Origin of the sequence: Bizionia saleffrena, assembly GCF_008086175.1 — a bacterium.
GTDB lineage: Bacteria > Bacteroidota > Bacteroidia > Flavobacteriales > Flavobacteriaceae > Bizionia > Bizionia saleffrena.
Genome location: NZ_VSKM01000006.1, coordinates 53,892 through 66,656 on the forward strand (window position 1 = coordinate 53,892; position 12,765 = coordinate 66,656).

The window sequence follows — 12,765 nt, forward strand, 5'->3', positions numbered from 1 at the left end:
TTTTAATGAGTCTAGTCAAATTTTTAACGAGTAAAGTGTTTGTAAAACAACTCGTATTAGCTGTTGTAGTAGTTATCGTTTTATGTTTTCTTGTTTTAAAGTGGTTAAACATCTCTACTAATCACGGCGAATTTAAGTCTGTGCCCGATTTAACAGGGAAATCATTAGGGGTAGCACAAATAGAGCTCGAACAAGAAACACTAACCTTAGAAATACAAGATTCGGCAAATTATAATCCAGACTATCCTAAGTTTTCTGTAATCGAACAAGAGCCAAAAGCAGGAAGTCAGGTAAAAGAAGACCGTAAAATATATATTACTTTAAATCCTTCAGGATATCGTAAAATAGCCGTTCCAGATTTACGTCAGCGTACTTTTAGACAAGCAAAACCAACCTTAGAAGCGCTAGGCTTTAAAATAGGAAAGACAACATATATCGATAATATTGGTAAAGATATGGTGTTAGGTTTACGTTTTGAAGGAAACCCAATAGCGGCAGGAGAACAACTATCAAAAACATCAACTATTGACTTCGTTTTAGGAAACGGAAACGGTAATTAAGCTTATAATGACAGAAGACTATACACCAGAATTACCAGAAAACGAAAACGAGACACTTTACGAGCACTTCGCATTTACCGTAGATAAAGGGCAAACACCTCTTCGTATCGATAAATATTTAATGAATTTTATAGAAAACGCCACGCGTAATAAAATTCAAGCCGCTGCGAAAGAGGGCAATATACATGTTAATGACGCCCCTGTAAAGGCCAATTATAAAGTAAAACCAGACGATAGTATCCGGGTGCTTTTTTCGCATCCGCCATTCGAGAATTTGTTGGTTGGCGAAGACATGCCCCTCGATATTGTGTACGAAGACGATACCTTATTAGTAGTAAATAAAGCCGCAGGAATTGTCGTGCACCCCGGTCACGGAAATTATTCAGGAACCTTAATAAACGGCTTAATTTATCACTTCGAGAATTTACCGAAAAACTCTAGCGACCGACCAGGGTTGGTACACCGTATCGATAAAGACACTAGCGGATTGCTAGTTGTCGCAAAAACCGAACACGCAATGGCACATTTGTCTAAACAATTTAAAGACAAAACTAGCGAGCGCGAATATGTAGCTATTGTTTGGGGTAATATGGAAGAGGATGAAGGGACTATACAAGGTAATATTGGCCGCCATCCTAAAAATAGATTGCAAAACACCGTGTTTTTCGGCGAGGACGAAGACAAAGGAAGACCTGCTGTAACGCACTTTAAAGTCATAGAGCGTTTAACGTATGTAACCTTGGTAACTTGCAAGTTAGAAACCGGACGTACGCACCAAATTCGTGTGCATATGAAACATATTGGTCACACCCTTTTTAACGACGAACGCTACGGCGGAGAGCGCATTTTAAAAGGGACAACCTTTACCAAATATAAACAGTTTGTAGATAATTGTTTTAAAATATTGCCGCGTCAAGCACTGCACGCTAAAACCTTAGGTTTCGAGCATCCCAAAACGGGAGAGTTTATGCAGTTTAGCGCTCCAATTCCAGAAGATATACAGCAGTGTATCGAGAAATGGCGAGGCTATTCGAAACATTTAGAAGACTAAAAAATTAAAGCACGTTAAATCGTGCTTTGTTTATGCGCTGATTTACTTTTTAAAAGTGATTTTTAATTTGGGCGTTCCACTATTTTCTACCTACAATAGTGGACAGGTTTTCGGCAGTCGCTTCCCGATTTAAAAAATCGAGAGAGCTCCAACAAAGCCTCAACCCTTAACGCAAAAGATACCAGAAGATTACTATGTTAATCAACGTATATAATAGAATGCCAAGGCTTTTGTGAGTCTTCACATTAAGTAATAGCGCATTTAAATTTTCTATAAAAAAGAGAGGAATTGGCTGTGTTTTTAAAAGTATTTGCCATAGTTAATAAAGAGTACTGTGGTAAAAAGACAAGAAAAAGCACATTGATTTTTCACTAGAGAACTACTATAAGCATCACCCAATAGCAATCTGGATGTGACAATTGTAAACGCGTGTTTCTATACCTTGGCCAACATTAATTAATCATCACAGCAATTTTTATTCTCGTTAACACCGCAAACGTAAAGGTCAGAAGGGAAAAATGACGTGAATTAGACAATATCTCCAGATTTGAAAGTAAAACCCAATCTAAATTAAGCCTTCAAAATTCTGAATCTTTCGCTGTAACAGACGTATAGCTTACCAAAATACGAGGTTTAGTAATTAATAACTAAAATTAGACGGCTGCTTCAGGATGAATACCCCAGCGTGTTTTATCGGCAAAAGCAAAGTCCATATTGTATTTCTCTGGAATCTCTCCATTAACCATCGATCCTGGTTTTATTGATGGGAAAAGTTCTTCATAAGTTATCATGTCATTAAATGAAATACGACGATAAATATGAGAACGTGTTAAATTTCTCACTTCATCTAAACCTGTAGCCCCTAAAAGTTCAACGAAATTTTTAAGTGTTTTTTCGTGATAACTAGCGACACGGGTTTTTTTATCTCTAGGAACCAAGCCTACAGTAAGTTTAGGATCTTGTGTTGTTATACCTGTAGGACATTTATTTGTATTACACAGTAAGGCTTGAATACACCCCAATGCTAACATCATAGCGCGGGCTTGATAACAAGCGTCGGCTCCCAAAGCAATTGCACGCGCAATATGAAAAGCAGAAGTGATTTTTCCCGAAGCAATAATTTTAATATGTTGTCGTATCCCCATTCCTGTTAGAATATTATGGACAAAATCAAGACCATCAATCAAAGGTGCACCTACATAATTACTAAATTCTGGTGGTGCAGCGCCTGTTCCGCCTTCACCGCCGTCTACAGCAATATAATCAGGATAAATATCCAAACCTACCATAGCTTTACAAATGGAGATAAATTCACTTTTATAGCCAATACACAATTTAAACCCCACCGGTTTCCCTCCCGATAAATCTCTTAGTTCTTTAATAAACTTTACCATTTCAATTGGTGTATCAAAAGCGGAGTGATAGGGTGGAGAACTAACCTTAGTATGTGGCTCAATATGTCTGATTCTTGCAATTTCTTCGGAGTTCTTTTCGGCTGGTAAAATACCACCGTGTCCGGGCTTTGCCCCTTGCGAAATTTTGAGTTCAATCATTTTTATATGAGGATGTTGCGATTTTTCGGAAAAGAGTTCTGGATTGAATTTTCCTTCTTCCGTTCGGCATCCAAAATAAGCTGTACCAATTTGCCAAATCAAATCACCACCGTGCTTTAAATGATAGTCACTTAACCCGCCTTCTCCGGTATTCTGTGCGAAATTTCCAATTTTAGCGCCGCCATTAAGCGCCTCAACGGCAGCAGAGCTAAGCGCACCAAAACTCATAGCTGAAATATTTAATATACTAGCAGAATACGGTTGCGTACAATCTTTATTACCAATTATTACTCGGGGATCGTGATCTAAAGTTTCAAAAGCTTTTGGCGCTATTGAATGACATATCCATTCATAGCCTTCGGCATAGACGTCAAGTTGAGTGCCAAAAGGAATCGTATCACGCACGCCTTTCGCTCTTTGGTATACTGTGGAACGGTCCACGCGATTAAAAGGTCTACCATCAATATCGGATTCTATAAAATACTGATACATTTTAGGACGTAAATCTTCTAATACGAAGCGCAGCCTACCTAGTATTGGATAATTTCGCATAATAGTATGTCGCGTTTGGAGAATATCATAATATCCTAGAATGGTAAAGGATAATACAATCCCAAAAAGCACATACCAATAAGGACTTAAAAATAGGCCTGATGCCAGTGACATCAACAATGAAATAGTTGATATAATATAAAATTGAGTACGCATAATAGTCGTTTAATTGAATTCTTAGCTTTCTTTATAAGAAATAAATAGCTTATTATAGTTTAATTGATTGAGAACCAGTGATCTGTAAATACAGAATCGTTTAGGGCAAATTACAATATAATTCTGAAATAAAAATTAAAATGAAATTAAAGAAAGCTTAATTGTTTTTCTAAGATTAATCTCGCATTATTTAGTGTGTAGAAGAGAATAAAAATGTCGAATTTTTAAAAATAGTTCTAAAAACAGAAGTGGTTTAAGAACGTCTAATGGGGATATTTATAAAAAGAATAGTTCTGAACATCTAGAAAAGATACGTGTAAAGGATTTTGAAAAAGGCAGATCAATTCAGTATCTAATTAATTACAACAAGTGTGATACAAAACTAACGTCTGTTAAATACCCCTTAAAAGTCTATAAATACTTCTTATACATTGATAAGAAATAGCAGTGCAAAGGGGTGTGTACTTTGTGCTTTAAGTATTAAATTTATATATGGCGAATGCTAGTCTGTTTTTAGCTGCAAAATGCGTTAATACAATCATAAGATTTAAGGTCTATCTGTAAAAACAGGAGAATTAGTAGTAATTTAGTAAACAGAAGCAATAAAAGATGAAAATAGTACTATCACCAGCAAAATCTTTGGATTTTGAAACGCAGTTACCAACAGAAAAAGTATCGCAACCAATATTTTTAAAACAATCGGAGCGACTTAATAACATACTAAAAGAGAAATCGGCAAAAAGCCTATCTAAATTAATGCATATAAGCGATAATTTGGGGCAACTAAATTACGCGCGTAACCAAGAATGGACGGTACCATTTACAACAGACAATGCACGTGCGGCAATTTATGCTTTTAATGGGGATGTATATCGCGGTCTGGATGCTTATACCATAGCGTCAAAAAAAATCGATGTATTACAAGATAAAGTCCGCATTTTATCGGGGCTGTACGGCGTATTAAAACCGTTGGATTTAATGCAAGCCTACCGTTTAGAAATGGGAACAAAAATGCCGGTGGGAAAGAACAAAAACTTATACGAATTCTGGAAAGAAGAGATCACTAAAGCGCTAAATGAGGAATTAGAAGACGATGAGGTATTTGTAAATTTAGCGAGTAACGAGTATTTTAAATCTATAGATACCGCAGCCTTAAAAGTTCCTGTAACTACAATCGAGTTTAAGGAATTTAAAAATGGCACGTATAAAATAATTGCTATTTACGCTAAAGTGGCTCGCGGATTAATGGCGCGTTACATCGTAGATACCGATGCTAAAACCATTGATGATTTAAAAGGGTTTACTGCAGAGGGATACGGATTAAGCGACGCGCTTTCTTCAGAACATAACTTAGTATTTACCCGATAAATTAAGGTTTAACTTTTTTATCGATTTCTATTTTAGTTTCCGGTGTTACTCGTTTTTTTATGCGTGGGCGTCTTACACCATAACTACCACGGCTAATTTTTCCGCGTTTCGTTTTTTTGTCTCCTCTTCCCATAATTTTAATATTTGTTTAACCCTTAAGGTACTTATATTATTGGGGATAGTTCACTATATTTAACACTTTAAAATAAAATTTAACATATGTACTATATTATCGTTGCTTTGCAAGTGTATTGCATCTATCATCTTATTAAAAACAGGAACCAGTATTACTGGATTTTTTTAATTTTATTTATTCCTGCCATTGGTTCGGCAATTTATTTAATTACACAGGTTTATAATAAACGCGATGGCGAAAGAATTCAAGAAGGGATAACGGCTGTTTTAACACCCTCGAAAAAAGTTAAGGATCTAGAGAAGAAACTTGAGTTTTCAGAAACGTATCTCAATAGAATTAATTTAGCAGAAGCGTATTTTGAAATGAAAGATTTTGAGAATGCCATAACCCATTACAAAATTGCTTTAGAAGATAAAGGTCAAAATAATTTATTTGTCATTAAAAAATTAATAGCCGGCTATTATCAAACAAATAATTTTGAGCGTTCTGTTTTTTATGGTGATCAAATAAAAGACGTATTAGATTTTAGAGCTAAAAACGCACAGTTTCTTTATGGTTTAGCGTTAAATGAATTAGGTCGCGTTGAAGAAGCCGAAGAGCAATTACGACAAATAGATCAGCGTTATTCAAATTATAACGAGCGATTAGCATTGGCTAAATTTCTTCAGAATAAAGGAAAAATGGAAGATGCTCAAGAGATTTTGAAAGAATTAAAGACGGAATCTGAGCATTTTACCAACCCCAACAAAATAAAATATAAGCCAACAATGCACGAAGTAGAGATGCTTTTAGCCAAGGCTTAATGTTGTACTCCGGCAGCCGTAACCGCCATTTATACAGAAAGACTTAGAACCTTTAATTTTAGGCAAGCTGCCGCCACTACGTTTTACTACTGGCGATCTATTAGAAAAGGATATCGATTGTTGTTACGGCAGTCACTATAATTCGGTGTAGTTATGCATCGCTGCGATTTACAATTTAAATTTGCGTTACGGTATTTCTCAAGAAGCCATTATAGAATGGAAACAGTTTCTAAAAGCATATAAAATTGAGGTTTGCGATAGTGAAGAATCGGATGAAAGTGAAAAAATAGATGCATCCGCTATGGGTGCGACGGCTATAAAATGCCATAATATTATCGGTTGTCCACAAGAATTCCCTTCGGTAGCAATGCTGTTGTTTATAATTGGAAACAGTAAAATAGCCCTGAGATTTCTTTAGAAAGCAGTTTAAAAAGTACGGATTAAAACTAGAGCAGTGAAAAATTAAATGTCTAGAGTACACCAGTTTGTGTTGCCAAGTGTATCAGCTTTTTGCCGAGAGCGCCTAAATAAAACAGTTTCGCTAACGTCGTCTTCGGGCGCGGTAAATATTTCAATAGGTAGTAAGTCGCTATTCAAAGAGCTAAAAGCTATAAGTACTGAGTTTAATGCCTTCGATTTTCGTGTACTTCAGGATAGCGAGTTTTTATAAGATCGCTTTTCAATACGGTTTATGGGGGTTTAGGACTAAAGAAAACACAATTATAGTAAATAGAAATAAATTAAGTGTACATTTGTCGCTTAATTAATAGAGGTGATATTTATAATAAATTGTCATCTCCCACCCCACAAATGTGGGTTTCTAAACAATTTGTATGTCATTTAAATCTTTAGGCTTATCCGAAGCCTTGCTAAAAGCAATTAGCAAAAAAGGATACACAACTCCATCTCCAATTCAGTTAAAAGCAATTCCTCCAGTTTTATTAGGAGTCGATGTATTGGCTTCTGCCCAAACAGGAACAGGAAAAACAGCAGGTTTTACACTGCCGTTATTACATTTATTATCACAACGACCAGCCGAAAGACATCGTCCAGTTCGTGCGTTAATATTAACACCAACACGAGAATTAGCAGCACAAGTGTATGCTAATGTTAGAGAGTATAGTGAGTTTTTAGATATTCGCAGTACTGTTATATTTGGAGGTGTAAACCAGAAATCGCAGGTCTCTACCTTAAGACAAGGTGTAGATGTATTGGTAGCAACTCCAGGGCGTTTACTAGATTTAAATAATCAAGGTCTATTGTCTTTAAAACACGTAGAAATATTTGTTTTGGATGAAGCAGACCGTATGCTAGATATGGGGTTTTTACGCGATATTGAACGGGTAATGAAAATAATGCCAGCAAAACGTCAGAATTTAATGTTCTCTGCGACGTTTTCTAAAGACATAAAGAAACTCGCGAAGGGTATTTTAAATCATCCAGCGCAAGTTGAAGCAACGCCAGAAAACACAACCGTAGAGGCTATATCTCAAAAAGTATATCGTGTAGCGAAAGGTAAAAAAACAGACCTCATCATCAAGTTAATTCTAGATGGAAATTGGAAGCAAGTTTTAGTGTTTGCACGTACCAAACACGGAGCAAATAAACTAACAAAGAAAATGATTAGCGAAGGCATTACTGCAGCAGCTATTCATGGAAATAAAAGTCAAGGGGCACGAACAAAAGCCTTAGCAGGTTTCAAAGAAGGAACCGTAAGTGTTTTAGTGGCTACTGATATTGCTGCTCGAGGACTAGATATTCCCTTATTACCACACGTGGTGAATTTTGAAATTCCTAATATCTCTGAAGATTACGTTCACCGAATTGGTAGAACGGGTAGAGCAGGAGCGAAAGGAGAAGCAATCTCTTTAGTAAGTGCCGATGAAACTACATTTTTACGAGACATTGAAAAATTAATAGGCGAGAAATTACCAATTGAAATAATGGAAGGTTACGAACCTGATCCTAATGCATCAACAGCACCGATAAAGCAAGGTGGTGGTGGTGGTGGTAGATCATCGCGTAACTCTAATACATCCAAATCAAGAGGGTCTAAATCTGGTGAGAGTAAATCGGCTCACAATTCAAGACGTCCAAAACGTACTAACGACCGACGTTCAAAAAGTTAAGGATGCGTAGTCGTTTAAAGGAAAAAATTATAGCAGTTTGCAATAAGAAAATAGAGCAAAAGGGAGAGTCCGTCGGACTCTCTTTTTACGCTTTTTTTGCTAATAAAAATGACGATCCGGAGTTATTAATGGAAGCTGCAACGTGGTGGATAGGAACGCACCAATTAGATCATTTTGAAAAAGCTGTTAAAATTAAAGCACTCGTTTTAAATTCTTAAAAAATGGAACCACAACCTAACAATCCTTTACACGGTATTACTTTAGAAAAAATAATCACCGATTTACAAACGCATTACGGGTGGGAATATTTAGGACTTACCATAAAAATTCGCTGTTTTAATGAAAATCCAACAGTAAAATCGAGCTTAAAATTTTTACGTCGCACACCGTGGGCACGAACTAAAGTCGAAAATTTATATTTAAAAATGATTAAAAGTCAAGCGTATAAAAAGAGTCTTAATTAATTTAAGGCTTTTTTTATGGCGTGAAATAAGATGCTTTTTAATGTTGAATGCATTATATTTTGCCTTGAAAACTTCTGATTAATCTCTAATTCAATACCTAGATAATTAAGTGCGAATTGTTGTCTTAGGTACGTTGTAAAACCATCGGCTTTGCCCAAATAGGGATAGTTATATCGCACGTTTAAGTTGCTATCTTCAGTCTTTAAATGGTCTTTTAATAGTGAGGCCCATCGTTTTTCTCCTTGCCTTGAAGAATCGTAAAGAATTCCAATATCGCACGAACGTTCTATAATGTTAAAAACGGGAGTAAATGAATGAATGGATAAATGCAACACGGTTTCATTACTGCCAATTAAATTTCTTATTTCTGTTTCTACCGCATTGCGATACGGGAAATAATAATCCTTTATAATACCCTCTTTTTCGGTGTTGGCTAACCCTTTCGTAAACTCAGAAAAGAGATGTTTATGGTGCAACGAGCGATTCAATTCAATTAACAATCTACTTGTAGCACTATAATTAGAATATACTGCTAGCGTTTTTAACGCATTAAAAACATCTAAAGCACCGAAGTCGAAACCACGATGCGATTGTAATATTTCAAGACTATTTTTAAAATATTCTGTGTACTCACTCGGGATAGTCTTGCCTCCATGTTCGCAGGTTACAATCAGTTTCATACTGAGAATACGGTATTTGTTTGTAAGCAATCGGCAAGTTTAGAATACACTTTTTTAATGTGAGCTTCAGAGAAATCACTGTCGACTGCCTTTAAAATTCTAGTCGCCAAAGTGCCGTCATTTAAAATCGTTTCAATCGCGTGATAATGTGACGCGTGAATAGTTGGTTTTGCTAATTTATATAAGTGTTTCCAAATAGCATTCACTGTTGCGTTTTCTTCTAGATGGAACAATTGTAAATAGTTTGTATTTGTTACTTCGTAGTTTTCACCTTCTTTAATTATAGGGTTAAAAACAGCAAATAACGCTTCTTTTGTCCATCCTTTTTGGTCGCTCAAAGAGGCTAAGTGTTTATTAACTAATAATTTTAATGTTTCAATAATTAACACGCAAATGGCAATATCTGCTTGCGGACATTCTTGAATATCTACCAATCTAATTTCTATGGCATTCCTATCAAAACGGGCGATTGCTCCTCGTGAATTTAAAAAATGATGATCTAAAATACCGTTAGTATCTTTCGGTGCGATGGCTTTTTTAATCGGTTCGAAAATGGTAGAATAATAATCGATTTTTGTAAACACACGTTCCGGAATTACCAAGCCTGTCATTTCTGGAATTTCTTTCTGATTCGTTTTATAGTATTCTAATCGCGTGTCTTTAAACCCCGTATTTTTGCCTTCTAAGATAGGAGAACTGGCACATAATCCTGGAATTAATGGTAATATAACGCGAATAGCCGCGTGTAATTTTTCAAATTCTTTATCATCGAAAAACGGCAAATTAATATGTGTGCTTTGCACGTTACTCCAACCGTGACCTTTACAATCGAAAATGCGATTATAGAGCTCGTAAACTTCGCTAAACGAATGTTTCCAAAGCTGTGTGTCGGTTAAGGGATTCATTAACGGATGCGACGCTGTTGGTAATAGCTTTAAATTTTCAGTCTTTAAAAGGCTATTTATTTCGATAATGTTTTTATGAAATGCTTCCGATAAATTATCTAAATCTTTTGTAGGTCCATTTGTCTTCAATTCTATTACGTGCGCCACTAATTCATTACTCCACGCAATTAAACCGTTGTCGATATCTGAAGTTAAGGCACCATTTTTTTTAGTTAATAATGCATCCACTTTGGGAGCGACTTTAAATGTAGCGGTATCAATGAGCATATATTCTAACTCTATACCGTATACTTCAAATAAATGATATTTTTTGCTCATTAGGAATCTAAACGTTTTTTTAAGGCTGAAAGAATCTCGATGTAAACCGCATCGCCATAATACGCGTCTTCCACTCCGAAATCGATATTTGGGTTGTCGTTAATCTCGATAACCATGGGTTTGTTATTTACTACTTTAATGTCTATACCGTATAAACCTTTTCCCATAAGTTTAGCCGATTTTATAGCCATATTCAACACCTTTTTAGGCACTTCTTCTATGGGTAAGCAATCGGCATTACCATCTTGGTCATTTTTGTTTTTTGCTTTCCAATTGTAAATTTGCCAATGCCCTTTAGCCATATAATATTTACACGCGTAAAACGGTTTGTCGTCGATAATACCTATGCGCCAATCGTAATCTGATGGGCAAAACTCTTGCGCAATTATCAGGTCAGATTCTTTAAGCATTTCGGTAACAAGCGTGTTATATTCGTCTACAGTTTTGGCTTTCTTGACCCCAAAGGAGAACGTAGAATCTGGCGCTTTTAGCACACACGGTAATCCTGTAATCTCCAAGATAGTGTCTCTGTTTTCTTTATATACTATGCACGTTTTTGGAGTGTCTATATTCGCGTTTTCTAAAGCTTCAGCCATATATACCTTGTTACAGCATTTTAAAATGGCATCTGGGTAATCTATAATCGCTAAACCTTCTTTCTGTGCTTTTCGAGCAAAGGCATAGGCTTCGTTATTCACTTCGGTGCTTTGACGAATAAAAAGAGCATCAAAAGACGATAAGCGCGATAAATCTTTAGGTTCAAGAATTTCGACATAAATATTCATCTTTTCGGCAATTTCGGTAAACCGTTTTAGGGCTTTAGCATTACTTGGCGGTGCAGGATCTTTGGGGTTGACTAATATGGCTAAATCAAAATCCGTTTTTACCAGTTTCGGTGTGTCGTAACGCTTCTTTGAAAAATATTGATTAGCAAATATGCGGACACTTTCTTTGTGTTCTTCAGGGATTTCATTTTCTGAAATAGCACGAATACTTTGAATATTCCATTTTGTCGTATGATTAAATTTTACGCGTAAAAAGGGCATCTGAAAATGTCTGTAAAAAAGTGCACTCAACTCTTTGTATTTTTGCGCTACGTTTTGGCCGAAATAAATACTCAATGTAAACTCTTGAGATTTGATGTTTTTTAAATGATGCTGAATCACATCATCAAACTCACCAGATACAATACGAACGAGCTTTAAGGTTTTTAAATCGACAATATTTTTAACGGTAGGTATCGCTAAATGCCCTCGTGCTTCGGCTAAAAGCGAGACGTAATATCCTTTAGATTGGTATGAATAATCCTTACAAAGGTTAAAAATTCTTGCTTTTTTTAGACGTGAGAATTTAGGATTCGTTAAATAGTCTTGAGACGAAATAACGGAAATATGATCTATCGCAACAGTCCATTTTTCTGGCTGATTGACAACAATGTATTTTTGCATTAAAGACGCTTTAAATAAATATAAATTTACAATAAGTGTGTTGTGCTTAATTTAATATGATAATAGCACAATGTATAGTAAATGTATATTTTTTTTGAATAGCTTTAACAATTTCGAAATAAATTTACACTCTTTTTTAATTTGATTTTAGGGGAGTTTAAAAAATGTAGATACCTGGTTTTTAGCGCTTTATTTTAATTGTCTTAAGCCTTCGTAAACAACGATACTTACAGCATTTGCAATGTTTAAACTACGAATGTGCTCGCTATGAAGTGGTATTTTGTAGAGGGCCTTTTTGTTCTTATCGGTGATTGATTTTTGTAATCCTGAAGATTCTTTTCCGAAGACTAAAAATAAATTGTCTTTAAAAGGAATGTCCCAATGCGATTGTGAGCCGTGACTAGATAAGAAAGCCATAGAAGCATTTTTATTCTTGCTAAAAAAGTCTTCTATGTTCTCATAAATGGTAATATCTATATGTTTCCAATAATCTAAGCCTGCACGTTTTAGTCGGGCGTCGCTAATTTCGAAACCAAAAGGTTTTACTAAATGCAAACGCGAGCCAGAACCTAATGTTAAGCGGCCAATGTTACCAGTGTTATTTGGGATTTCGGGTTCTATTAAAACTATATTTAAAGGCAT

Annotated in this window: 15 protein-coding genes; 9 read left to right on the top strand and 6 right to left on the bottom strand. The window is 35.7% G+C overall.

All coding sequences use genetic code 11. The features are described from left to right. Positions 1 to 5: 5 nt before the first annotated feature. Positions 6 to 560: a PASTA domain-containing protein gene (locus ES676_RS07035; protein ID WP_148369620.1), complete on the top strand. Its 555-nt coding sequence runs from the start codon at positions 6 to 8 to the stop codon at positions 558 to 560. 7 nt (positions 561 to 567) lie between these two features. Then, positions 568 to 1,611 carry an RluA family pseudouridine synthase gene (locus tag ES676_RS07040; protein ID WP_148369621.1) on the top strand — a complete coding sequence of 348 codons (1,044 nt, stop codon included), beginning with the start codon at positions 568 to 570 and terminating at the stop codon, positions 1,609 to 1,611. Positions 1,612 to 2,264: 653 nt separating this feature from the next. On the opposite strand, the gene ES676_RS07045 is transcribed toward ES676_RS07040, so the two are convergent. Continuing rightward, positions 2,265 to 3,872 (bottom strand): FMN-binding glutamate synthase family protein, encoded by a 1,608-nt coding sequence (locus tag ES676_RS07045; RefSeq protein ID WP_148369622.1) that lies wholly within the window; start codon positions 3,870 to 3,872, stop codon positions 2,265 to 2,267. 609 nt (positions 3,873 to 4,481) lie between these two features. Here ES676_RS07045 and yaaA point away from each other — a divergent pair. Continuing rightward, a complete protein-coding gene (gene yaaA / locus ES676_RS07050) occupies positions 4,482 to 5,240 on the top strand; it encodes a peroxide stress protein YaaA (protein ID WP_148369623.1) in 759 nt (252 codons plus the stop codon). Between the two features lies 1 nt (position 5,241). On the opposite strand, the gene ES676_RS07055 is transcribed toward yaaA, so the two are convergent. Continuing rightward, entirely contained in the window at positions 5,242 to 5,373 is a 132-nt protein-coding gene (locus tag ES676_RS07055) for a 30S ribosomal protein THX (protein WP_148369624.1), read from the bottom strand. 86 nt (positions 5,374 to 5,459) lie between these two features. On the opposite strand from ES676_RS07055, the gene ES676_RS07060 reads away from it, so the two are divergent. From ES676_RS07060 to ES676_RS07080, 6 genes are all read left to right on the top strand, one after another. Beyond that, positions 5,460 to 6,179: a tetratricopeptide repeat protein gene (locus ES676_RS07060; RefSeq protein WP_148369625.1), complete on the top strand. Its 720-nt coding sequence runs from the start codon at positions 5,460 to 5,462 to the stop codon at positions 6,177 to 6,179. A gap of 181 nt (positions 6,180 to 6,360) precedes the next feature. Beyond that, positions 6,361 to 6,597 (top strand): hypothetical protein, encoded by a 237-nt coding sequence (locus ES676_RS15075; RefSeq protein WP_246124357.1) that lies wholly within the window; start codon positions 6,361 to 6,363, stop codon positions 6,595 to 6,597. Positions 6,598 to 6,645: 48 nt separating this feature from the next. Continuing rightward, positions 6,646 to 6,849 carry a hypothetical protein gene (locus ES676_RS15080; protein ID WP_246130322.1) on the top strand — a complete coding sequence of 68 codons (204 nt, stop codon included), beginning with the start codon at positions 6,646 to 6,648 and terminating at the stop codon, positions 6,847 to 6,849. A gap of 163 nt (positions 6,850 to 7,012) precedes the next feature. Further along, positions 7,013 to 8,308 (top strand): DEAD/DEAH box helicase, encoded by a 1,296-nt coding sequence (locus tag ES676_RS07070; protein ID WP_148369626.1) that lies wholly within the window; start codon positions 7,013 to 7,015, stop codon positions 8,306 to 8,308. Positions 8,309 to 8,310: 2 nt separating this feature from the next. Beyond that, the gene (locus ES676_RS07075; RefSeq protein WP_148369627.1) at positions 8,311 to 8,526 is read left to right on the top strand and encodes a DUF6500 family protein; all 216 of its coding nucleotides are present in this window, start codon (positions 8,311 to 8,313) and stop codon (positions 8,524 to 8,526) included. Between the two features lie 3 nt (positions 8,527 to 8,529). Then, the gene (locus tag ES676_RS07080) at positions 8,530 to 8,772 is read left to right on the top strand and encodes a VF530 family protein (protein ID WP_148369628.1); all 243 of its coding nucleotides are present in this window, start codon (positions 8,530 to 8,532) and stop codon (positions 8,770 to 8,772) included. On the opposite strand, the gene ES676_RS07085 is transcribed toward ES676_RS07080, so the two are convergent. From ES676_RS07085 to ES676_RS07100, 4 genes are all read right to left on the bottom strand, one after another. Next, a complete protein-coding gene (locus ES676_RS07085; RefSeq protein ID WP_148369629.1) occupies positions 8,769 to 9,452 on the bottom strand; it encodes an N-formylglutamate amidohydrolase in 684 nt (227 codons plus the stop codon). The two genes, ES676_RS07080 and ES676_RS07085, sit on opposite strands and share 4 nt — an antisense overlap. Beyond that, on the bottom strand, positions 9,449 to 10,675 hold the full coding sequence (locus tag ES676_RS07090) for a glutamate-cysteine ligase family protein (protein ID WP_148369630.1): 1,227 nt from the start codon (positions 10,673 to 10,675) through the stop codon (positions 9,449 to 9,451). Before ES676_RS07090 ends, ES676_RS07085 begins: the two co-directional genes overlap by 4 nt. Next, positions 10,675 to 12,123, bottom strand: coding sequence for a RimK family protein (locus ES676_RS07095; protein WP_148369631.1), 1,449 nt, complete (start codon positions 12,121 to 12,123; stop codon positions 10,675 to 10,677). The genes ES676_RS07090 and ES676_RS07095 overlap by 1 nt, the downstream gene beginning before the upstream one ends. Positions 12,124 to 12,312: 189 nt before the next feature. Further along, positions 12,313 to 12,765, bottom strand: coding sequence for a tRNA (cytidine(34)-2'-O)-methyltransferase (locus ES676_RS07100; protein ID WP_148369632.1), 453 nt, complete (start codon positions 12,763 to 12,765; stop codon positions 12,313 to 12,315).

Bases quoted from the DNA above. Each gene is read 5' to 3' on its own strand.
- ES676_RS07035 (WP_148369620.1), top strand. From the start codon at position 6: ATGAGTCTAGTCAAATTTTTAACGAGTAAAGTGTTTGTAAAACAACTC.
- ES676_RS07040 (WP_148369621.1), top strand. From the start codon at position 568: ATGACAGAAGACTATACACCAGAATTACCAGAAAACGAAAACGAGACA.
- ES676_RS07045 (WP_148369622.1), bottom strand. From the start codon at position 3,872: ATGCGTACTCAATTTTATATTATATCAACTATTTCATTGTTGATGTCA.
- yaaA (WP_148369623.1), top strand. From the start codon at position 4,482: ATGAAAATAGTACTATCACCAGCAAAATCTTTGGATTTTGAAACGCAG.
- ES676_RS07055 (WP_148369624.1), bottom strand. From the start codon at position 5,373: ATGGGAAGAGGAGACAAAAAAACGAAACGCGGAAAAATTAGCCGTGGT.
- ES676_RS07060 (WP_148369625.1), top strand. From the start codon at position 5,460: ATGTACTATATTATCGTTGCTTTGCAAGTGTATTGCATCTATCATCTT.
- ES676_RS15080 (WP_246130322.1), top strand. From the start codon at position 6,646: ATGTCTAGAGTACACCAGTTTGTGTTGCCAAGTGTATCAGCTTTTTGC.
- ES676_RS07070 (WP_148369626.1), top strand. From the start codon at position 7,013: ATGTCATTTAAATCTTTAGGCTTATCCGAAGCCTTGCTAAAAGCAATT.
- ES676_RS07075 (WP_148369627.1), top strand. From the start codon at position 8,311: ATGCGTAGTCGTTTAAAGGAAAAAATTATAGCAGTTTGCAATAAGAAA.
- ES676_RS07080 (WP_148369628.1), top strand. From the start codon at position 8,530: ATGGAACCACAACCTAACAATCCTTTACACGGTATTACTTTAGAAAAA.
- ES676_RS07085 (WP_148369629.1), bottom strand. From the start codon at position 9,452: ATGAAACTGATTGTAACCTGCGAACATGGAGGCAAGACTATCCCGAGT.
- ES676_RS07090 (WP_148369630.1), bottom strand. From the start codon at position 10,675: ATGAGCAAAAAATATCATTTATTTGAAGTATACGGTATAGAGTTAGAA.
- ES676_RS07095 (WP_148369631.1), bottom strand. From the start codon at position 12,123: ATGCAAAAATACATTGTTGTCAATCAGCCAGAAAAATGGACTGTTGCG.
- ES676_RS07100 (WP_148369632.1), bottom strand. From the start codon at position 12,765: ATGCCTTTAAATATAGTTTTAATAGAACCCGAAATCCCAAATAACACT.